The 22215-nt window shown below is 60.8% G+C and carries 16 protein-coding genes; 10 read left to right on the top strand and 6 right to left on the bottom strand.

Features of this window, described 5'->3' with window-relative positions; genetic code table 11:
• Positions 1 to 193: 193 nt before the first annotated feature.
• The 3 genes from AUC43_RS14810 (at position 194) to AUC43_RS14820 (ending at position 6505) form a co-directional block, all read left to right on the top strand.
• Entirely contained in the window at positions 194 to 2659 is a 2466-nt protein-coding gene (locus AUC43_RS14810; RefSeq protein WP_068195239.1) for a TonB-dependent receptor, read from the top strand.
• Positions 2660 to 2724: 65 nt separating this feature from the next.
• Positions 2725 to 5178, top strand: a complete 2454-nt coding sequence (locus AUC43_RS14815; RefSeq protein ID WP_082685114.1) for a TonB-dependent receptor — start codon at positions 2725 to 2727, stop codon at positions 5176 to 5178.
• 70 nt (positions 5179 to 5248) lie between these two features.
• Positions 5249 to 6505, top strand: a complete 1257-nt coding sequence (locus AUC43_RS14820) for a pyridoxal phosphate-dependent aminotransferase (RefSeq protein WP_068195242.1) — start codon at positions 5249 to 5251, stop codon at positions 6503 to 6505.
• Between the two features lie 100 nt (positions 6506 to 6605).
• Here AUC43_RS14820 and porX read toward each other — a convergent pair whose 3' ends face one another.
• Positions 6606 to 8174, bottom strand: a complete 1569-nt coding sequence (gene porX / locus AUC43_RS14825) for a T9SS response regulator signal transducer PorX (RefSeq protein WP_068195245.1) — start codon at positions 8172 to 8174, stop codon at positions 6606 to 6608.
• 358 nt (positions 8175 to 8532) lie between these two features.
• On the opposite strand from porX, the gene AUC43_RS14830 reads away from it, so the two are divergent.
• The 6 genes from AUC43_RS14830 to AUC43_RS14855 all read left to right on the top strand — a co-directional run bounded on the left by AUC43_RS14830 (position 8533) and on the right by AUC43_RS14855 (position 14587).
• The gene (locus AUC43_RS14830) at positions 8533 to 9762 is read left to right on the top strand and encodes an HD domain-containing protein (RefSeq protein ID WP_068195247.1); all 1230 of its coding nucleotides are present in this window, start codon (positions 8533 to 8535) and stop codon (positions 9760 to 9762) included.
• Between the two features lie 154 nt (positions 9763 to 9916).
• The gene (gene lpxD / locus AUC43_RS14835) at positions 9917 to 10957 is read left to right on the top strand and encodes a UDP-3-O-(3-hydroxymyristoyl)glucosamine N-acyltransferase (RefSeq protein WP_068195250.1); all 1041 of its coding nucleotides are present in this window, start codon (positions 9917 to 9919) and stop codon (positions 10955 to 10957) included.
• A 99-nt stretch (positions 10958 to 11056) separates the two neighbouring features.
• Entirely contained in the window at positions 11057 to 12451 is a 1395-nt protein-coding gene (locus tag AUC43_RS14840) for a bifunctional UDP-3-O-[3-hydroxymyristoyl] N-acetylglucosamine deacetylase/3-hydroxyacyl-ACP dehydratase (RefSeq protein WP_068195253.1), read from the top strand.
• A 118-nt stretch (positions 12452 to 12569) separates the two neighbouring features.
• Entirely contained in the window at positions 12570 to 13376 is an 807-nt protein-coding gene (gene lpxA / locus AUC43_RS14845) for an acyl-ACP--UDP-N-acetylglucosamine O-acyltransferase (protein ID WP_068195256.1), read from the top strand.
• Positions 13377 to 13387: 11 nt separating this feature from the next.
• On the top strand, positions 13388 to 14020 hold the full coding sequence (locus AUC43_RS14850) for an ABC transporter ATP-binding protein (RefSeq protein WP_068195258.1): 633 nt from the start codon (positions 13388 to 13390) through the stop codon (positions 14018 to 14020).
• A 204-nt stretch (positions 14021 to 14224) separates the two neighbouring features.
• A complete protein-coding gene (locus tag AUC43_RS14855) occupies positions 14225 to 14587 on the top strand; it encodes a hypothetical protein (RefSeq protein ID WP_068195260.1) in 363 nt (120 codons plus the stop codon).
• Positions 14588 to 14676: 89 nt separating this feature from the next.
• Here AUC43_RS14855 and AUC43_RS14860 read toward each other — a convergent pair whose 3' ends face one another.
• A complete protein-coding gene (locus tag AUC43_RS14860; RefSeq protein WP_068195263.1) occupies positions 14677 to 15549 on the bottom strand; it encodes a DUF4197 domain-containing protein in 873 nt (290 codons plus the stop codon).
• Positions 15550 to 15662: 113 nt separating this feature from the next.
• On the opposite strand from AUC43_RS14860, the gene AUC43_RS14865 reads away from it, so the two are divergent.
• The gene (locus AUC43_RS14865) at positions 15663 to 16970 is read left to right on the top strand and encodes a competence/damage-inducible protein A (protein WP_082685295.1); all 1308 of its coding nucleotides are present in this window, start codon (positions 15663 to 15665) and stop codon (positions 16968 to 16970) included.
• A gap of 172 nt (positions 16971 to 17142) precedes the next feature.
• On the opposite strand, the gene AUC43_RS14870 is transcribed toward AUC43_RS14865, so the two are convergent.
• From AUC43_RS14870 to AUC43_RS14885, 4 genes are all read right to left on the bottom strand, one after another.
• Entirely contained in the window at positions 17143 to 18372 is a 1230-nt protein-coding gene (locus tag AUC43_RS14870) for a bifunctional 3,4-dihydroxy-2-butanone-4-phosphate synthase/GTP cyclohydrolase II (protein WP_068195265.1), read from the bottom strand.
• Between the two features lie 78 nt (positions 18373 to 18450).
• A complete protein-coding gene (locus tag AUC43_RS14875; RefSeq protein WP_157781100.1) occupies positions 18451 to 19623 on the bottom strand; it encodes a glycosyltransferase in 1173 nt (390 codons plus the stop codon).
• A gap of 23 nt (positions 19624 to 19646) precedes the next feature.
• Positions 19647 to 20873, bottom strand: a complete 1227-nt coding sequence (locus tag AUC43_RS14880) for a glycosyltransferase family 4 protein (RefSeq protein WP_068195272.1) — start codon at positions 20871 to 20873, stop codon at positions 19647 to 19649.
• 237 nt (positions 20874 to 21110) lie between these two features.
• Complete coding sequence (locus AUC43_RS14885) at positions 21111 to 22166, bottom strand: potassium channel family protein (protein ID WP_068195276.1); 1056 nt, start codon at positions 22164 to 22166, stop codon at positions 21111 to 21113.
• Positions 22167 to 22215: the final 49 nt, after the last annotated feature.

Below are 22215 nucleotides of genomic sequence, written 5' to 3' on the forward strand. Positions count from 1 at the left end.
ACCGCAGTACGGCACAAGCAGCTACGCTTTTTTGGATTATCGCTGCATTTACCACACCTTTACACTTTACCGGCCAGGGTAACATGTTAATATAAAGAGGCTACAGCTACTCCTCGCTCTCCTGCTGCCGGTGCCCGGCTGCCCGCCCCGGTTGGTGCCAACATGCCTACTGCTTTCTACCAAACCCTCCTACATGGCCCATTTTTACCCGGCTCGGCTGGGCTTCAAGCCTCTTCCTACGCTGCAATTACTGTGGTTTAGCGTCTTGCTAACGGCCCCGCTCACGGCCCTGGCCCAACAGCGCACCGCGGTGAGCGGCACCGTGGGCAGCAGCACCGGCGCCCCCATCGAATACGCCACCGTAACGCTGCACCGCGCGGCCGACTCGACCGTCGTAAAAACCGAATTCAGCAACGGGCAAGGTGCTTTCCGGCTGGAAGCCGCGGGCGGCAGCTACCTGGTTTCGGCGGTGCAGGTGGGCTATGGCCGGTATTGGAGCCCCGCGTTTGAGCTGACGGCGGAGGGCTTGACTTTACCCGGCATCAAACTAACTGCCAGCCGCGTCACGGCCCTCAAGGAAGTGAAAGTAACGGCGCGCAAGCCCCTGTTTGAGCACTTGGCTGACCGCACGGTGGTCAACGTGGCCGACAGCCCCCTTTCGGCCGGTTCCACTACGCTCGACGTGCTGAGCCGCGCGCCCGGCGTGACGGTAAGCACCGGTGATGTGCTGGGCCTGCGCGGCCGCACGGGCCTGCTGGTTGTTATCGATGGCAAGCGCACGCCCCTCACGGGCACGGAGCTGGCCGATTATCTCCGGTCATTGCCCGCCGAGCAGCTGCAAAGTATTGAGCTGATTACCAACCCGCCGGCGCAGTACGACGCGCAAGGCGGGGCCGGTGTCATCGCCATCAACCTGAAAAAGGACCAGCGCCTGGGCACCAACGGCAGCGTGAACGCCGGCTACGGCCGCGGCGAATACGGCAAGTTCACGACGGGGCTGGCGCTGAACCACCGCCGCAAAAACCTCAACGTTTACGGCAACTACGCCTACGCCGACCGGCGGGGTTTCTTCCGGCATAATTTCAATCGGCAGTATGCCGAGTCGGCGCTGCTGCCGGCGGCTAGCAGTGTGCTGGCCAACGAGCAGCTTACGCACCTGCGCTCGCACACCGGCAAAGTGGGCCTCGACGTCAACCTCTCGAAGCGGACAACGCTGGGGATTTCGGCCTCCGGGCTGGCCAGCGAAACCAACAGCCGCACGGCCAACAACACCCAGCTGTTTGGAGCCCAAGGCGAAACCACTTCTCGTTTCACCTCCCTGGCCGACCAGGACCTTAACCGGCCCAGCGTAGCCGCCAACTTATACTTCCGCCACGCCTTCGCCGACTCGGCCACAGCCCGCACCCTGAGCGCGGATGCCGACATAGCCCAATACCGCACCACCCGGCTGCTGGCGCTCAACACCTACTACGAACAGCCAGCTTACTCCCCCCGCTTGCTCTCCGGTGACCAGGGAACCACACTCACCATTAAGTCCGTGAAAACGGATTTCAGCGCCCCGCTCCCCTACCGGGCGCGCCTGGAGGCCGGCGCGAAAGTGACCCGGATAATCTCCGATAACAACGTAGCCTTCGTGCGCACCGCCAACGGCATGAGCGCGCTGGACCCGGCCATCTCCAACCAGTTCCGCTACGAGGAAAACGTGAACGCTGCCTACGTGAGCGTGCGCCGCGCCACTTCCAAAAGCACCCTGCAGGCCGGCCTGCGCGCCGAGCAAACCAACACCCTGGCCGCCACCGTGGGCAGTACCTCCCGAGAGCGGCACTACTTCCAGCTCTTTCCGAGCGCCCTGCTGCAGCGCACCCTCAACGAACGGCACGGCCTGGCTCTCTCAGTAGCCCGGCGCATCGACCGGCCCAGCTACGGCCAGCTCAACCCGTTGCGGGCCTATTCGGATGCCAGCTCCTACCGCGCCGGCAACCCTGACCTGCAGTTGCAAACCAGCTATAACATCGAGCTGACGCATATGTACCGCCAGAAATTCAGCACCACGCTCACCTACGCGCAGACCGACCAGCCCATCGTAAGCGCCGTGCAGCTCTCCGAAGACGGCGGCCGCCTGGTGGTGAACCGCGACGCGAATCTTAAGACGCAGCACACCTATTCCCTTGCCCTCGACGCTCCTTTTGAGCTGGCCAAGTGGTGGACGCTCAATGCCAATGGGGTGGTCTACTACTCTCGGTTCCAGGGCACGCTGGCGGGCACCCCGCTCGACCGCGGCCAGCCCGCGTTTACGCTGGCCGCCAACAACAGCTTCGGCCTGTCCAACGGCTGGACCGCTGAGCTGAACGGCAACTTCCAGTCGGGCGAGATATGGGGCTTCGAAGTGTCGCGGGCCCGGGGCCAGGTGGCGGCCGGCGTGCAAAAGAGCCTCTGGGAGAAGCAGGGCACGCTGCGGCTCAACATGGCCGACATTTTCTACACCATGCCGGGCCGAGCCACTTCCACTTACTACAACTTCTCCGAGAGCTTCCGGGTAGCGCAGGATACCCGTGTAGTCACGGCATCCCTCACCTACCGCTTCGGCAACAGCAAAGTGGCCGCGGCGCGCAAACGCACCGTGGGCGCCGACGACGAACTGCGCCGCGCCGGGCAATAAACAGCACGGTGTGCAACCCACAGGAGGGCCAATAGTCATTGGAGCCACTTTTATCCTGCTGGCTTATGCATTGCACCTTTCCGCAGTACCGTTACTTGTGTGCCTGCCTTTTCGGCGCTTTCATTCTAAATGCTGGTTCGGCTAGCTCAGCGGCCGCGCAGGCCCGGGCGGCGCTCACGGGGGCGGTAGCCTCGGCAGCGGGCGCACCGGTGGAATTCGCCACCATCACCCTGCACCGGGCGGCCGACTCCACCGTGGTAAAAACGGAATTCAGCGACGGGCAAGGCCGCTTTCAGGTGGAAGCCCCTAGTGGCGACAGCTACCGCGTATCGGCGGCCCAGGTGGGATTTGAGCGGTATTGGAGTGCCCCTTTTGAGCTGCCGGCGGCGGGCATGGCGTTGCCGGCCATTTTGCTACGGGCTAGTGCGGCCACGGCCCTGAAGGAAGTGACCGTGACGGCCCGCAAGCCCCTGTTTGAGCGGCAGGCCGACCGGACCATTGTGAACGTGGAAGACAGCCCGCTTTCGGCCGGCTCCACTACGCTCGACATCCTGGCCCGCGCGCCGGGCGTGTCCGTCGGCTCGGGCGATGCGCTGAGCCTGAAAGGTCGCCCGGGAGTGATGGTACTCATCGATGGCAAGCGCGTGGCCATGTCCGGTACGGAGCTGTCGGACTTCCTGCGCAACCTACCCGCCGAGCAGCTCAAAAATATTGAGCTGATTACCAACCCGCCGGCCAAGTACGACGCGCAAGGGGGCGCGGGCATCATCGCCATCAACCTCAAGAAAGACCAGCGCCAAGGCACCAACGGCAACCTGAGTGCCAGCCTGGGCCGCGGCCGCTACAACAAGCTCAGTACCAACCTAAGCTTGAACAACCGCCACGGCAAAACCAACGTGTTTGGCAACTACGGCTATGCCGACCGGGAGAACTTCAACGCGCTGACGTTTCACCGCGACTTCTATAGCGGCAGCACGCTGCTGGGACACAGCGACCAGGAAAACTATATTAAAGCGCGCCAGCTGGTGCATACCTGGAAAGCGGGCGTCGACTACAGCCTCTCGCCGCGTACCACCGTGGGACTGGCCATGAACGGCCAGGCGGCCACCTCCCCGCAGGATGGCACCAACGCCGCCTCGCTGAGCGACGCCACCGACCGAATAACGGGCCAGTATCGCGCCACCAATCTGCGCACCGTGCGCAGCCCCAACGCCGCCGCCAACCTCAACTTCAAGCACACCTTCGTGGATTCGCTGGGGCTGCGCGAAGTGAGCCTGGACGCCGACTACGCCCAGTTCCGCAACACCCGCCTGCAAACCCTGGCCACTAGCTACGACCTGCCCGTGCTCGCGCCCACCACGCTCAACGGCGACCAGCGTGGCACGGTGGTTATCGAGTCTTTCAAAGCCGACTACACGCACCCGCTCAGCAAAAAAGCCAAACTCGAAACAGGTTTTAAGACCAGCCGGGTAAGCTCCGATAACGACGTTCTGTTCACGCTCACCGAAAAGGACCAGACCACGGTTGACCGGAATCAATCGAACCATTTCCTCTACGACGAGAACGTGAACGCCGGGTACTTCACCCTCACGCACACCACGCCCAAAACCACCCTCACGGCTGGCCTGCGCGCCGAGCAAACCAACACCTCGGGCCACCAGGAAGTGGGCAACCAAGGCTTTGAGCGCCACTACTTCCAGCTGTTTCCCAGCGCTGCCTTCCGGCGCGTCCTCTCCAAGCAGCACGAGGTGGCACTGTCGCTCAGCCGCCGCATCGACCGGCCCACGTATGGCGACCTCAACCCCTTCCGCATCTACGTCGACGCCACCACCTACAGCACCGGCAACCCCGGCCTGCGCCCCCAAACCAGTTACAACCTGGAGCTGAGCCACACCTTTAAGCAGAAATTCTCTACCGAGCTGGCCTGGTCTGCAACCAGCCTGCCCATTGTCGGCTCGGTGCAGCCGGTGGCCGGCAGCAACTATGTGGTGGTTCAGAACATCAACCTCGACCGGCTCGACACCTATTCCTTCACCCTGAGCGCCCCCGTGGAGCCATTTAAATGGTGGAGCTCTAATAACAACCTGGTGGGCTACTACGCCCGCTACATCGGGCGGCTCAACGGCACCGACCTCAACAAAGGCCGCCCCACCCTCAACCTCACCACTAACAACAGCTTCACCTTGGGCCACGGCTGGGGCGCCGACCTCACGGGCACCTACCAGTCGCGGCAGCAGCAGGCCTTTTTCGATATCCGGGCCCGGGGCCAGCTCGTGGCGGGGGTTTCCAAGAGCCTGTGGGAGAAAAAAGGCAGCCTGAAGCTGAACGTCGCCGACATTTTCTACACCCAGAAAACCCGCGCCACGTCGAGCTACAACAATTACCAGGAGCGGCTTTACCAGCGTTTCGACACCCGCGTGGTCACGCTGGCCTTCACCTACCGCTTTGGCAACCAGAAAGTAGCCCCCACCCGCCGCCGCACCACCGGAGCCGAGGACGAGAAGCGCCGCGCGGGCTAGCCGCACGCCGATACGGCCGCGCTGAAATACCTTCGTGTGCCAGTGCGGCTTTCTTTCAACGTTTCTCTTTATGCAAATATCTCAGATGGCGGCCGGCCTGAGCGGCTCCGAAATTATCCGAATTGGAAACCAGGTAAGCGAGCAGGTGCGCCAGGGCGCCAGTATCTGCAACCTGACCATCGGCGACTTTGACCCGAAGATTTTCCCCATCCCGGACGACCTGAATGCCGGCATCCGCCAAGCTTACCAGCAGGGCCACACCAACTACCCGCCCGCGGCCGGCACCAACGAGCTGCGCCACGCGGTTTCGGCTTTTCTCGAAACCCGCCAGGGCCTGAACTACGGTCCCCACGACATCCTGATTGCCGGTGGCTCGCGGCCCCTCATCTACGCCACCTACCGCGCCCTCGTGGATCCCGGCGACCGGGTGGTATTTCCGCTGCCCAGCTGGAACAATAACCACTACTGCCACCTCACCAGCGCCATGCCGGTGGCCGTGCCTACCCTGCCGGAAAATAACTTCATGCCCACCGCCGCCGAGCTGGCTCCCTACCTGGAGGATGCTACGCTGCTGGCCCTGTGCTCGCCCCTGAACCCCACCGGCACGGTGTTCACCAAAGAAGGGCTGGAAGAAATCTGCGACCTAGTGCTGGCCGAAAACAAGCGCCGCAGCATCCACGAAAAGCCCCTATACATCCTCTACGACCAGATTTACTGGCTGCTGACCTTCGGCGACACGCAGCACTACGACCCCGTGAGCCTGCGCCCCGCGCTGCGCGACTATGTGGTGTACATCGACGGCATTTCCAAGTGCTTTGCGGCTACCGGCGTGCGCGTGGGCTACGCCTTCGGCCCCACGGCCATCATCGAGAAAATGAAGTCCATCCTGGGCCACGTGGGCGCCTGGGCTCCCAAGGCCGAGCAGGAAGCCACGTCTCACTTTCTGCCCGAAACCGAGGCCGTGGATGCCTTCCTGGCGCAAACCAAAAGCAAGCTGCAAAGCTCCCTGCAAGGCCTGTACGATGGCCTGAAAAGCCTGCAGGCGCAGGGCTACCCCGTCGATGCCGTGGTGCCGGCCGGCGCTATCTACCTCACCGTTAAAATCGATGTACTGGGCCGCATCACGCCCGACGGCACCGTGCTCGCCACTACCGCCGAGCTCACCTCCTACCTCATCGCCGAGGCCAAGCTGGCGCTGGTGCCCTTCAGTGCCTTCGGCTCGCCGGCCACGGAGCCGTGGTTCCGCGCATCGGTAGGCGCCGAAACGGTAGAATCTATTCAGGCCTCGCTGCCACGGTTGAGGGCTGCGTTGGATAAGCTGAAATAGCGCGCAAAGTCTCGCGACGTTTAAAAGGGAAGTCCCGCAAAGTTTGGCAGAACGTCAAACTTTGCGGGACTTCCCTTTTAAACGTCGCGAGACTTTGCGCTTAGCCTTTCGCGGTGAGCGTCACATACGGTATGATGCATTCCTCCAGCGAGATGCCGCCGTGCTGGAACGTGTCCTTGTAGTAGTTCACGTAGTAGTTGTAATTGTTGGGATAGGCGAAGAAGTAGTCGCCAATCGTGAAGACGTACGCGGTGCTCACGTTTTCGCGCGGCAGGAAAATGTTTTCCGGCTTGCGCACCACGTACACGTCGCGCGAATCTTCGAAGCCCAGGTTTTTGCCGTGCTTGTAGCGCAGGTTGGTGTTGGTGTTGCGGTCGCCCACAATCTTGTAGGGGCGCTTGCAGCGGATGGTGCCGTGGTCGGTGGTGATGATGAGCTTGCCCTTTTTCTCGGCAATCTGCTGCATCATTTCATACAGCGGCGAGTGCAGGAACCACGAGCGGGTGATGCTGCGGTAGGCCGATTCGTCGGCGGCCAGCTCCCGAATCATGGCCATGTCGGTGCGGGCGTGCGAGAGCATGTCCACGAAGTTGTACACGATGACGTTGCACTTGTAGTTGTTGTGCAGGTTGCTCATCTTGCCCAGCAAGTCCTTGCCCGCCTGCAGGTTGGTCACCTTGTTGTAGCTGTGCTTGACCTTCTGGTTGTTCTTCTGGAAGTTGATTTCCATGAACTCGGATTCGTGCAGGTTTTTGCCTTCGTCGTCGTCGTCGGTCACCCAAAGGTTGGGGTACTTTTTCTGAATCTCGCCGGGCATCATGCCTGAGAAAATGGCATTGCGCGCGTAGGCCGTGGTAGTGGGCAAGATGGCGTAGTACATCTCCTCGCTGTCCACGGTGAATAGCTCGGTGATGATGGGTTCGAGCACTTTCCACTGGTCGTAGCGCAGGTTGTCAATCAGCACAAAGTACACGGGCGTGTCGCCGGTGGCCTTCAGCGTGGGAAAGACCCGCTCTTTAAAGAGCTGGTGCGACATGAGCGGCGCGTCGTCGTCGCGGCCATTCACCCAATCCTCGTAGTTCTCCGTGATGAAGCGGCCGAAGTAGGTGTTGGCCTCGTCCTTCTGCATGTTGAAAACCTCGGCCATGCTCTTGCCCTCGGTTTCATTGATTTCCAGCTCCCAGTACACCAGCTTCTTATACACCTCGGCCCACTCGGCGGGCGTGAGGCGGTCAGAAAGCTGCATGCCCAGTTGGCGGAAGTCGCGCTGGTAGCCGCTGTTGGTGGCCTCGCTCACCAGGCGCTTGTTGTCGAGCACCTTTTTAACAGAGAGAAGTATCTGGCTCGGGTTCACCGGCTTGATGAGGTAATCGGCAATTTTGGCGCCGATGGCCGACTCCATAATATGCTCTTCCTCGCTCTTGGTAATCATCACCACGGGCACGGTGGGCCGAATGGCTTTGATTTCGCTGAGGGTTTCGAGGCCGGTGAGGCCGGGCATGTTCTCATCAAGAAACACCAGGTCGTAGCTCTGCTCCTGAATCTGCTCGATGGCATCGGCGCCGCTGTTCACCGGCGTCACGTCATAGCCTTTTTCCTTCAGAAATAATAAGTGGGGCTTGAGCAGGTCAATTTCGTCGTCGGCCCAGAGAATGGAAGTTTGTTGCATAGGATAGCGCCACGAACCGGTGGCGAGTTAGTAAAACAGGACGCCCGGGGCGTCCGTGGGTGAAATTCGCCGGGACACAATCCCAACGCATGGGTTAAACGGTATAACGGCAGCCCTAGTGCCCCCGGCCACCGGCCCAGCCCGAAAGCTTTACCGTAAACCAGGCAGTTTGGTTATTGCATTGGCACTAGCTCAACCGTGGGGCGGCGGCCAGCCCAAAGGTCTCATTTCTCTCCGGTTCGGTTGCACACACGGGGCCGCCAGCGGCCGCTGTTGGGCTAAACCCCGCGCGGCCGTCGTTCTTTTGTACCACGATTGCCCCGCTCTACGTCCCGTTGGCCCACCGCCAACGCCCTTTATGAACAAAAAGAAAATTTTCAACGACCCGGTCTACGGTTTCGTTACCATTCCCACCGAGCTGTTATTTGACCTCATCGAGCACCGCTACTTTCAGCGGCTGCGGCGCATTCAGCAGCTGGGCCTCACGGGGTTTGTGTACCCGGGGGCGCTGCACACGCGTTTTCACCACGCGCTGGGTGCCATGCACCTCATGTCGTTGGCCTTGCGCACGCTCAAGGACAAGGGCGTAAAGATTTCGGCGGCCGAAGGCGAGGCCGCCCTGGCAGCCATCCTGCTCCACGACGTGGGCCACGGCCCCCTCTCCCACGCCCTGGAAACCGCCATTTTCCAGGATGTGCCGCACGAGCAGCTCTCCCTGTTTCTGATGGAGCGGCTGAATGAGGAGTTTGAAGGCAAGCTGACCCTGGCCATCGAGATGTTCAAGGGCACGTACAAGCGGCCGTTTTTCCATCAGCTAGTGAGCAGCCAGCTCGACATGGACCGCCTCGACTACCTCAACCGCGACTCCTTCTATACCGGCGTGGAGGAAGGCCGCCCCGGCGCCGACCGCCTCATCAAGATGCTGCGCGTGCACGACGAGCGGCTGGTGCTGGAAGAGAAAGCCGTGTATTCAGTCGAAAATTTCCTGGTGAGCCGCCGCCTGATGTACTGGCAGGTGTACTTGCACAAGACCGTGACCAGCGCCGAGCAAATGGTAATCCGGGTGGTGCAGCGGGCCCGCGACCTGGCCCGCCAGGGCGTAGACGTGCCCGCCAATAGCTGCCTGGGCTATTTCCTAGGCCGCGCCGTGACTTTGGCCGACTTCGAGCGCGACGACAAAATATTGAGCCACTTCGTGGAACTCGACGACCACGACTTCTGGTCGGCCATAAAAAACTGGGCTGGGCACCCCGATAAAGTGCTCAGCTACCTCGCCAAAAGCATTTTGAACCGCAACCTGCTCAAGATTGTGCTCTCGCCCGAGCCGTTCGACGAAGAATTCCGCCTGGGCATTCAGGAGCTGATTGAAGAGAAATTTAACCTGCCCCCCGCCGAAGCCGCCCTGCTCATGATACCGGGCCGCCTGAGCAACAGCGCCTACAACGCCGAGAGCCTGGAGCCCATTGAGATTCTTACGAAAAGAGGCGACGTAGTAAACGTGATGGAAGCCTCCGACCTGCCCAATATCCGCGCCCTGAGCCAGCGCGTGGAGAAGTTCTACATCTGCTACCCCAAGGAGATTGTGTAGCGTTGACGCAAAAACTATAGACCGTCATGCTGAGCGCAGCCGAAGCATCTCTACTGCAACAATAAGCCAACGGACTCAACGAAGCGGTGGAGATGCTTCGGCTGCGCTCAGCATGACGGTCTTTTCAGCCTGCCAACCACTAAATTTGCGGACTATGGAATTTACTGTTCAGCAAATCGCCGAAGTTCTCGGCGGCACTGTGGAAGGCGACGCCACCCAGCCCATTTCCAGCCTGGCCAAGATCGAAGAAGCCCAGGCCGGCTCGCTCACGTTTCTCTCCAATACCAAATACAAGTCTTTTCTCTACGAAACGGGCGCCTCCGCCATCATCGTAGGCCGCAGCCTTGAGCTGCGAAATGCCATCAAGCCCGCTCTGATTCGGGTAGAAGACCCCTACTCTGCTTTTAGCCAGCTCCTCGAATTCTATGCCCAGGCCACCCGCACCGGCAAGCGCGGCGTGGAGCAGCCTTCCTTCATCGGCGAGACCTCGGAAATTGGCTCAGGCCACTACCGGGGCGCTTTTTCCTACATCGGCGATAATTGCAAGCTGGGCGAAAACGTGCTGATTTTCCCGCACGCCTACATCGGCGACCGGGTCACGATTGGCAACGGCAGCATCATCCACGCCGGCGCCAAGATTTATTCCGATACAGTAATTGGACAGTTTTGCGTCGTGAAGGCCGGCGCCGTGGTGGGCACCGACGGCTTCGGCTTTGCCCCACAGCCCGATGGCTCCTATAAGGCCATCCCGCAGATTGGCAATGTGGTGCTGGAAGACTACGTGAGCATCGGGGCCAACGCCACCATCGACTGCGCCACCCTTGGCTCAACCCGCGTGGGCCGGGGCAGCAAAATCGACAACTTGGTGCAGCTGGCCCACAACGTCGAAATCGGCCAGCATACGGTCATTGCTTCCCAAACCGGCATCGCCGGCTCGGCCAAAATCGGCGACCATTGCGTGCTGGCCGGGCAGGTGGGCATGGCCGGGCACGTCACGCTAGCCAACAAAACCACCGTCACGGCCCAGTCGGGTGTGGGCAAAAACGTGAAGCAGGAAGGCTTGATTCTACAAGGCTCCACGGCCTTTGATTTCAAGCAGAACCAGCGCGCCCAAATCGTTTTCCGCCGGCTGCCCGAACTGGAGCAGCGCGTCGAGCGCTTGGAGAAGGCGAAAAGCACGACGGAAAAGCCCTAGCTTTGCAGCTTCTTAGTTGTTCGTTGCTAGTTGTCAGTTGTCGGGCCTACGGGTTTTTCACAGCTAACAACTGACAACCAACAACTGACAACTAATGAAATGAACGACAAGCAACACACCATCAAGGCGCCCGTCACGGTGCGCGGCATCGGACTGCACACGGGCGTAGAAGCCACCATGACGTTTTGCCCCGCGCCCGTGGGCCACGGCTACAAGTTTCAGCGCGTGGACATGCCCGGCCAGCCCATTGTGGACGCCGACGTGGACAACGTAGTGGACCTGAGCCGCGGCACCACCATCGAGCAGAACGGCGCCCGCATCAACACGGTGGAGCACACCCTGGCCGCCCTGGTGGGCTTGCAGCTCGACAACGTACTGATACAGCTTTCTGGCCCCGAGCCGCCCATCATGGATGGCTCCTCGGCCGAGTTTATCAAGGCCATCGAAACCGTGGGCCTGGAAGAGCAGAACGCCCTGCGCAACTACTACGAAATCCCCGAAAGCATTCGCTACGTGGACAATGCTCGTGGTGTGGAAATTGCGGCCCTGCCCCTGTCCGACTACCGCCTCACGGTGATGGTGGACTACAACTCGCCGGTGCTGGGCTCGCAGCACGCCACGCTGGCCGACATTGCCCAGTTCGGCGATGAAATTGCTTCGTCGCGCACCTTCTGCTTTTTGCACGAGCTGGAAATGCTCTACAAAAACAACCTCATTCGCGGCGGCGACCTGAGCAACGCCATTGTGGTAGTAGACCGCGTGGTGACCGACGACGAGCTCAACGAGCTGGCCAAAATGCTGGGCAAGCCCCGCGTGTCGGTGAAGAAGGAAGGCATCCTGAACAACGTGGACCTTCGCCACAAAAACGAGCCCGCCCGTCACAAGTTGCTCGACCTCGTGGGCGACCTCGCCCTGGTGGGCCGCCCCCTGAAAGGCCAGATTCTGGCCGCCCGTCCCGGCCACGCGGCCAACGTGGCCTTCGCCAAGCGCATCAAGAAAAAAATGCTCGAAGCCCGCAGCAACCCCGTGCCGGTGTACGACATGAACCGCGAGCCGGTGATGGACATCAACCGCATCATGCAGGTGCTGCCCCACCGCTACCCGTTCCTGCTGATTGATAAAATCATTCACCTCGACGACCAGATGGTGACGTCGGTGAAGAACGTGACCATGAACGAGCCGTTCTTTCAGGGCCACTTTCCCGGCAACCCCATCATGCCCGGCGTGCTGCAGGTAGAGGCCATGGCCCAGACCGGCGGCATCCTGGTGATGAACACCGTGCCCGACCCCGAAAACTACTGGCAGTACTTTCTGGGCATCGAAAACTGCCGCTTCCGCAAAAAAGTATTGCCCGGCGACACCATCTTATTCCACTGTCAGTTGTTAGCTCCCATCAAGCGTGGCATCGCCAAAATGCGCGGCCAGGCTTTCGTGAATGGCAAAGTGGTAATGGACGCCGAAATGAGCGCCGCTATTGTTCGCAAAGACGCTTAAAATCATTTAGCATTTATCATTTAACATTTATCAGGACCGGGGCTGCATCTGCTTCATCGAACCTTCAAGTGTTGATTGTAAAATGTTAATTGTTAAATGATAAATGTTAAATGACCTTATGATTTCTCCCCTCGCCTACATTCACCCTTCAGCCCGTATCGCGCCTGGCGTAACCGTGGAGCCGTTTACGACGATAGCGGCGGATGTCGAGATTGGCGAGGGTAGCTGGATTGGGCCGAACGTGACCATCATGAATGGCGCGCGCATTGGGCAGCACTGCCAGGTGTTTCCGGGCGCCGTGCTGGGTGCCGTGCCCCAGGATTTGAAATTTGCCGGCGAGCAAACCACCGCCGTGATTGGCGACCACACCGTCATTCGGGAATGCGTGACCGTGAACCGCGGCACCGTTGACCGTGGCGAAACCCGCGTGGGCAGCCACTGCCTGCTCATGGCCTACGTGCACGTGGCCCACGACTGCGTTATCGGCAATCACTGCATTCTGGCCAACACCGTGCAGGTAGCCGGGCACGTTGAGATTGGCGATTATGCCATCATCGGCGGCTCCTCGGCCGTGCATCAGTTTGTTAAGATTGGGACGCACGCCATGGTTTCGGGCGGCTCATTGGTGCGCAAGGACGTGCCGCCGTTTGTGAAGGCCGGCCGCGAACCGCTGTCCTATGCCGGGGCCAACTCGGTGGGCCTGCGCCGCCGCGGCTTCACCGAAGACGCCATCAACCTGGTGCAGCAGTTGTACCGCACGCTGTTTTTGGGCGGCTTTAATACCCAGGACGCCCTGGCGCAGATTGAGCGGGAGCTGCCGGCCTCGCCCGAACGCGAAATCGCCGTGAGCTTTGTGCGGGCAGCTACGCGCGGCATCATCAAAGGGCCCAAGCGGGGCCGCACCGACGGCAGCGAAGCGGAATAAGCCACGCTGCCATGCAGATTGTAGCCACCAGCCTGGGCAAGCGCTTCCAGCGCGACTGGATTTATCGCGGCCTCACGCGCACCTTCCGGCCCGGAAGTGCTACCGCCGTGCTCGGACCCAACGGAGCCGGCAAAAGCACGCTGCTCAACACCATTTCGGGCCAATTGCTGCCTACTGAGGGCACCTTGGCGTACTCGCTGGCGGGGCGTACGGTAGCCGTGGAGGAGCTGCCGCAGCACCTGGCGTACGCGGCTCCCTATCTTGAGCTACTTGAGGAGCTGACGCTGCTGGAGATGCTGCACTTCCACACCCGCTTCAAGGCCCTGCGCCCGGGCATGACCACCGACAAATTAATTGGGCTGATGTACCTCGAAAAATCCCGCCACCAGCTGGTGCGCGAGTTTTCGTCGGGCATGAAGCAGCGGCTCAAGCTGGCCATGGCGCTCTATGCCAATGCGCCCCTGCTCCTGCTCGACGAGCCCACCACCAACCTAGATGCCACCGGCGTGGCCTGGTACCAGGAGCACGTGCAAGCCACCCGCGCTGGCCGTACTCTGCTGCTTAGCTCCAACGTGCCGGCAGAATATGCCTTCTGCGACGAGCAATTGTTGGTGACGGATTTCCAAAATATTCGGGTGGTATAATCCTGCTTTGCCAAGGCTGCAATTGCCTGGTAATTTGACTTGAGCAAGGGCTGACCGGATGCGCTAAAAAGCTAGAAGCAGCCATTGAGCTACCGTTTTTCAAGTCTGGAACCCCGTAAATACTCAGCTGGAAATTCGCTGGCTCCGTATCTTCGCGGCCACCTAAGGCACATACCTTCAACTCAACTTAATCCCGCCCCGGCCATGATTGACCACGAAGACCTGGACGACGACTTGCTCGACGACGACGACCTGGATACCTATGCTGCCAAAGGCGGCGCTGCCGCCATCGGCACTTCGGAAGACCGACTCTCGGCCAAATACGCCGACTACCTGATGTGGACCGACACAGGCTCCTCGCACGACGAAGCCCTGGACCTGGCCAACATGACGGAGGAAGAGTTTGTAGAAGCCGAGCGCGCCGAAAACGCCGACCGCGGCGCTTTCACCAGCCTCGACGACGAGGAGGATGACTTCGCGGATGACGATGACGACGAGGCCGACGAAGGCTACAGCAGCGGCCGCGGAAGCCGCCGCGGCAGCAGCTTCGACAGCGACGATTATTAAAAGGTGCCCTTTGTAAAGCCCCCATACAAAAAGCCCCGGCTCAATATTGAGCCGGGGCTTTTTGTATAACTAGGTTGCGCTTGGCGGGCTTATTTGCGGCCAAAAACCTGCTTCAGGATGTCGGTAGTGCGGGCAGCGGGGTTTTTACGGATTTTGCCTTCCTCCTGGGCCAGTAGGATGAACAAGCCATCCACGGCTTTTTGGGTGGTATAAGCCGAGAGGTCAGTTTGCACGGGCGTCATCAGCGGAATGCGGTTGTACTGGCTGGTCATCTTGGCATACGCCTTTTCAGCACCCACCTGGTCGATGGCCGCGCTGATGTCGGGCTTAAAAGCGGCAATCAGCTGGGCCTCGGTGGACTTGCGTAAGAACTGCGTGGCCGCATCGGTGGAGCTGCTGGTCACGAGCGACAGCGCATCCGTAATACTGATGTTGGCCAGGGCGTTGAGGAAAATGTCCTTGGCCTTCGGCGCGGCCGCCTCGGCGGCCCGGTTGAGCTGCGTTTCGAAGGTGTTAATCAGCGTATTCATGCCCGGAATCCGGCTCAGAGTCGTTTTCATCAAAATGGCATCCTCAGGAAACGGAATATGGATGTCGTCGTTGAGGTTGAAGCCATCCGGCTCGGAAGCAAACTGCACGGCTTTGATGATGCCCTTATTGAGGGCATCCTTGATACCGGCGCTGGCCTGGGCTTCGGTGAGGGGTGCGGGCGGCGGGGTGGCTGCGGCGGCCGCTTTGGCGGTGGCATCCGCGGCAGCGGCTTTGGATGTGGCGGCTTTGGCGGCAGTAGCTTTGGCCGCGGCGGCTTTGCTGGCAGCGGCTTTCGAGGCAGCCGCTTTTTTGGCGGCCGCGGTTTTGGCGGCAGCAGCTTTTTTAGCGGCGGTAGTTTGCGCGTGGGCAGCTGGGGCCGAAGTGGCCAGTAGGCCGGCTACCAACAGGGCGCTGGCGATGCGTGTAAACATGTAATAAACAGCTGCGGCGGGAAAACCGGATGGCCCCTATGACTGTCCTTGGACCGCCGCGTATGCAAATTGAAGACAATTTTGCGGCCAAACCTATTTTTAACCTCCTCCCTATGCCCACCCCCGCCCCAATTCCAGCTCCTGCATCATCCCATCCGCTGCAGGCCGCGCCGCCCGATGTCGAAATCATGACTATTGGCGATGAGCTGCTGTACGGGCAGGTGGTGGATACCAATTCGGCCTTCATGGGCCAGGAGCTAGCTAAAATAGGCTTGCGTGTGCGGCAAATATCATCGGTATCGGACCGGGCCGATGAAATCGTGGCAGCCCTGGACCAGGCCCGGCAGCGCGCACAGGTGGTACTCATCACGGGCGGCCTGGGTCCCACCAAAGACGACCTCACCAAGCACGTGCTGGCCCGCTACTTCCACACCGAGCTGGTGATGCACGAACCCACCTTGCGCCACGTGGAAGAAATCTTCAAGCGCTTCCAGCGGCCCATGCTCGACGTGAACCGCCAGCAGGCGCTGGTACCGGCCAACTGCGAAGTGCTGCACAACGCCGTGGGCACGGCCCCGGGCATGTGGTTTAATGACCAGGGCACGGTCTTCGTGAGCATGCCCGGGGTGCCGTTTGAGATGAAGCGGCTAATGACGGACCACGTCCTGCCGCGCCTCCAGGCCCAGTTTCACCTCGCTCCCATCGAGCACGTGGTGGTGATGACCGCCGGCCTGGGCGAGTCGTTTCTGGCTCAGAAAATTGCCGATTGGGAAGACGCTCTGCCGCCCAACATCAAGCTGGCCTACCTGCCCAGCTTCGGGGCCGTGCGCCTACGCCTCACCGGCACCGACGACGGCCAACCCAACCTGCGCGGCCGCATGCTAGCCCTGCTCCCGGCCCTGCGGGAGCGCATCGGCGAATACATTTTTGCCGAAGAAGAAACCACGCTGGAAGCGGCCATCGGCAAGTTATTGCTGGCTCGCAATCTCACCATCGGTACCGCCGAAAGCTGCACGGGCGGCCTTGTGGCCCACCGCCTCACCAGCGTGCCGGGCAGCTCAGAATACTTCCGGGGCAGCATCGTGGCCTACCACAACGACATCAAGCAGCAGGAGCTTGGCGTAAAATCCGAAACCCTGGCCCAATTCGGTGCTGTGAGCGAAGCCACCGTGCGGGAAATGGCCGAGGGCGCCCGCCAGCGCCTGGGCGTGGACGTAGCCGTGGCCACCAGCGGCATCGCCGGCCCCGGCGGCGCAACCGACACCAAGAAGGTCGGCACCGTCTGCCTGGCCTACGCCGACGCCACCCAAACCATCAGCAGGGAATACATTCTTGACCGCGGCCGGGCGCTAAACGTGGAATACGCCGCCCAATCGTTGCTCACCATGTTGCGGCAGCAGCTGGCGGGAATTAGAGGCTAAGCTGTCTGTCATTGCGAGGCCGTAGGCTGTGGCAATCCGTCCTGCCAGCACCAGACCTTTTGTAAAGCGACAAGCCCCGGTACTGCACAGTACCGGGGCTTGTCGCTTTATTGGGCTAGTCGCTGATACCAGGACGGATTGCTACGGCCTGCGGCCTCGCAATGACAGTGACCTACGCGGCCTCGGGCTCGTCACTCGTTACTGTGCGCATGATGTCGTGACCCATTTTATCACGTTTGGTAGCGAGGTAGGCCTCGTTGTGAGGGTTCGAGTTTATTTCAATGGGCAGTGTGTCTACAATTTCGAGGCCGTACCCAACCAGGCCGGTGCGCTTGCGGGGGTTGTTGGTGAGCAGGCGCATTTCCGTGATGCCGAGGTCGCGCAGAATTTGAGCGCCTACGCCGTAGTCGCGCTCGTCGCCCTTGAAGCCCAGGTCTTCGTTGGCCTGCACGGTGTCGCGGCCCTGCTCCTGCAGCTTGTAGGCCTTGAGCTTGTTGATGAGGCCAATGCCGCGGCCCTCCTGGTTCATGTACACAACCACGCCGCGGCCCTCGCGCTCAATCTGGCGCATGGCCTGGTGCAGCTGGGGGCCGCAATCGCAGCGGCAAGAGCCGAAGATGTCGCCGGTAACGCAGGAGCTGTGCACCCGCACCAGCACCGGTTCGGGGCCGCTAATGTCGCCCTTTACCAAGGCCAGGTGCTGCACGCCGTTGCTGCGCTGGGTGTACGCGTACAGGTCAAAGTCGCCCCATTCGGTGGGCATTTTCACCGAGATGTCGCGGTGAATGAGGCTTTCCTTGGCCAGGCGGTACTTGATAAGGTCCTGCACTGAAATCAGCTTCAGGTCCCATTTTTTGGCGACGATTTCCAAATCGGGCAGCCGGGCCATTTCGCCGTCTTCCTTCAGAATCTCAACCAATACCCCCGCCGGCTCAAAGCCAGCCAGCCGGGCCAGGTCGACGGCGGCTTCGGTGTGGCCGGCGCGGCGTAGTACGCCTTCCTTGCGGGCTTTGAGGGGGAATATGTGGCCGGGCTTGCCGAGCTCCTCGGGCTTGGTATTGGGGTCAATGAGGGCCAGGATGGTCTTGCTGCGGTCGGAGGCCGAGATGCCCGTGGTCACGCCGTTCTTGAGCAAATCGACCGATACGGTGAAAGGCGTGGCGTGCAAGGCGGTGTTGTGGCCCACCATCAGGTCGAGGCCCAGCTCTTCGCAGCGGCCTTCGGGCAGGGAAGCGCATACCAGGCCGCGGCCGTGGGTGGCCATAAAGTTCACAATTTCGGGCGTGGCGCAGCGGGCGGCGCAGATAAAGTCGCCTTCATTTTCGCGGTCTTCGTCGTCGACAACGATTACAACCTTGCCAGCCCGGATGTCGGCAATGGCGGATTCGATGGTATCAAGCATTTTGTGGTGTCAGTGGGTGGTGGGATGAGGCCAACTCTACGTGCTTAACCCCAACGGGACCGCAGAAGTTGGTCAGATTTACTTTGCTTGCTGAAAACGTTGCGTGGGCTGCCATACGGTGGTTTTGATGCCGCGCAGGTAACGCCAGTAGCCCAACAGCAGGGCGGCGTTCATGCTGTAGAAATGAGTGATAAACCGCAGCACGCGCGAATGCCGCCCCGCGCGGCGCAGGGCGGCATCTAGCAGCAGCCCCAGCGGTAACCCCAGCTGCCCGGCCAGCGCCAGCTGATAAAACCACCCGCCCCCGCTCGCTACCAGGCCCACCGTAGCGGCTAGCAGCGTGAGCAGCAACAGCGGCGTGTACCAGCGCAGCACTTTATGCGACCAGAGCGCAAACGCTACCCCCCGCCACGGCGGCAAAAGCAGCGCCCGAAACTCTTTCAAATTCTGGAAGTTACCGGCCGAAATGCGGGCTTTTCGCCGAAACTCTTCGGGCAGGCGGTCCGACACGTCTTCGTAGCACACGGCCTCCAGCTCGTTGATGGCCTGGTAGCCATCGCGCAGCACGGCCAGGGTGATGTAGAAATCATCGACCAGAAAATCGGCCGGTGCGGGGTGGTAGCAGGCGCGCCGCACCGCAAAGCAGCCCCCAAAGGCGCCCATCATGCTGCCCCACACCACGCCTTCCTGGTACTTAATCTGGTTTTCGCGCTCCAAATAGGCCTTCTCCTGCCCTGAAATTCCTTCGGCCCGGTGCTCGGGGTTGATAATGTGCCCGCCCACCAGCCCAATTTCCTGGCAATGAAAATGCTTCACGAGGTGGTAAAGCGTGTCGGGCGCAAAAAACACGTTGGCATCCGTCAGCACCAAAATCGGCGCCGTGGCTTGTTGAGCCAGGCTTTCAATGACGCCGGGCTTGCCCGTTCGGTCGCTGTAGGCCTCGAAGTGGAGCTGTGGAAACTCGCGGCTCAGGGACGTGAGCAGGGCATTGGTGCGGTCCGAGGAATTATCCGACCCCACGAGCAGCCGCAGCCGGTCGAGCGGGTACGTGGTGGCAAAGGTGGAGCGAATTTTCTCTTCAATCACGGCCTCCTCGTTGTGCGCGGCCAGCAGGATGTCAACCGCGGGCAGGTTGGCCGCGGCGGGACGGTACACGTTCTGGTTTTGTTGCCGGCCCCGCGCAAGTCTCTCCAGCAGCACCGGAAACAGCACGTACGTGTGCGCCACCAGCAGTAGGCTGCCCCAAAACACAAGCAAGAGCAGGGCCGGCACCATCAGGCTTCTACCGGCTGCAGCCGCTCGTAGAGGTCCACAAATCGCTGGGTCACGCGGCGGTTATCGTACAGGTCGGCGGCGGTGTGGGCCGCGGCAGCACCGATTGCTGCGGTGGGCAGTTCGCCGCCGGCCCAGGCACGTAACGCCTCCAGCCAGGCGGTGGCCGAGTCGCGCAGCAGCAGGTCGTGGCCGTCGCGCACCGCAATTCCTTCGGCCCCGAGTGGGGTGCTCAGCACCGGTTTGCCCAGGGCCATGCCCTCGATGATTTTAATGCGCATGCCGCCCCCACTTAGCAGCGGCACCAGCATCAGCTCGTACTGCTGCATGAAGGCCGAAGCCGACTCCACGAAGCCGTGCACGATGACGTTGTCGGTGCGGGCCGCTAGCAGGCTGGAAGGCGTGCCGCTCCCTGCTACGTGCAGCTCCACATCGGGGACTTCTGCGTGGAAAACGGGCCATACTTCGCGCAGCAGCCATTCCAGTCCCTCGAGGTTGGGCATCCAGTTCAGCGAGCCAATCATAAACAAGGTGCGTGGCTTTACCGCAATGGCGGGGTCGGGCACAAACCGGCTCAGCTCAACTCCGGCCGGGATGAACAGCACAGGCTCCGGGCAGCCCAGTGAGCGCAGCCGCTGGGCATCGTCATCGGTGATGGCAGCCACGGCGTCGAACTGGGTTAAATGCCGGCGTTCAAAGTTCTCGAGACGGGCCGCCATCGTACCGAGGAAAAACCGCTTAAGCGGGTTCGATTCGCGCTTGGCCAGCATCTGCCAGATGGTGTATTCCACGTTGTGAGCCCGCAAAACGAGGGGCGGCACGCGGAAATCGGCGCGGTGCTGCCGGTTCAAAAATTCGGCGTACCAGGCCACAAATGTGCCTTCCATTTGCACCACGTCTACTTCCTCGGTGCGCAGAATCCCGAGGAGCTTTTCGCCAAACTCCGCGCTGATAAACCGCTCAACATTGTACGGCTGGCGGCTCAGCAGCAGGTTTTTTAAGGCCTTTGAAGCAGAGATGTCCGTGTTCACGTCCACCGATACCAGCCGGAAATTGGGGCCAAGGTGGTCTAGCGCATCGGCCGGCTGATGGTGCTTGGGAGTGTTGATGGCCAGCATCGTCACCCGGTGGCCGGCCCGGACCAGCCCGGCCGGCACGTCGTACATGGCAATGGCGCCCCCGGTATGCAGCGGATACGGAACACGGGGGCAGAGTTGCAGAATGTGCATAGGCCCTGCAAAGGTAGGCGCGCAGCAAGTAGAAGAACGGCAAACTCCCCTCCTTAGCAAGAAGGGGATGTTTGAGCCAAGGGCGAGAACGGGGGTGGTTGAATTCGTTGAACGATGTAAGAACGATGCCGTAACGAGTCCGACGCGAGTCGTTCAACGACCGCAACCACCCCAGCTGGCGCTTCGCGCCAGCGTTCCCTCCTTGCTAAGGAGGGGATTTTTGGGGTTCCGCGTTATTTACAATTGCCGGAACCGGACTTCAAACGTTTCTATTTGCTCTTCATTACCCAGCAGCAGCAGCACGTCGCCGGGACCCGGAATGTAGCCGACGGGCGGGCTCACCAGCAGCGTGCCATCAGCCTGGCGCAGGCCGATGATAGTGGCCCCGGTGATGGAACGCACATCCAGCTCCCGAATGCTGCGGCCGTGCAAATCCTCCCGCATCTGGCTGAAATTCATTTCTTCGAGCCGCAGCTTATCGGCGCTGAGGCCCGAAATCAGGTCCAGGAAACGGATGACTTCGGGGCGCACCACCAAGTTGGCCATGTGGGAGCCGCCGATTTCGTCGGGCATTACTACCGAGTCGGCGCCGGCCGAGAGCAGCTTGCTTTCCGATGACTTATAGGAGGCGCGCGCAATGATTTTCAGGTGTGGGTTGAGGGCCCGGGCCGAAAGCGCCACAAAAACGTTGTCGGCATCTTTGGGCAGGGCCGTGATGAGCGCCGAAGCGCGCTCCACCCCTGCCTGCTGCAGCACGCTGTCGTTGGTGGCGTCGCCCACCACGGTAAAAATCTTGCCGCCGGCCACGCCGTCACCGTCGTAATCCTCGCCGGATCGGCCTTCGGCGAGGCTTTTCATCAGCTGCTCGTCCTGCTCTACCACCACCACGCGGGCTCCGTTGAGCCGAAGCTCCTGAAACGCCTTGCGCCCGTTGCGGCCGAAGCCGCACACGATGATGTGGCCGCTAAAACGCTTGATTTCCTGGTCGGTTCGGTACATTTTGAAAAGTTTACGCAGCTCGCCGTCAAAGATAAAGGTGGAGAGTACCGACACGAGGTAGGCCACTACAATGAGGTTGTAGAGGATGTAGAAAGACACAAAAATGCGCCCAGCAACGGAGAAGGGATGCACTTCGCCGTAGCCCACCGTGGCAATGGTGGTAACGGTCATGTAAAAAGCGTCGACCAAGCTAAAGTGCTCGATGACCGTGAAGCCAACGAGGCCGATAACCAGACTGGAAACCGTGAGCACGATAGCCAGAATGATGCGGTTGATGTTGGCTTGCTTTAACATATACCCATATAACAATTAATATTTAACGTCCAATTTAGTCCTACCGCCC

The sequence above is a fragment of the Hymenobacter sedentarius genome, assembly GCF_001507645.1.
In the GTDB taxonomy this organism is placed as follows: Bacteria; Bacteroidota; Bacteroidia; order Cytophagales; family Hymenobacteraceae; genus Hymenobacter; species Hymenobacter sedentarius.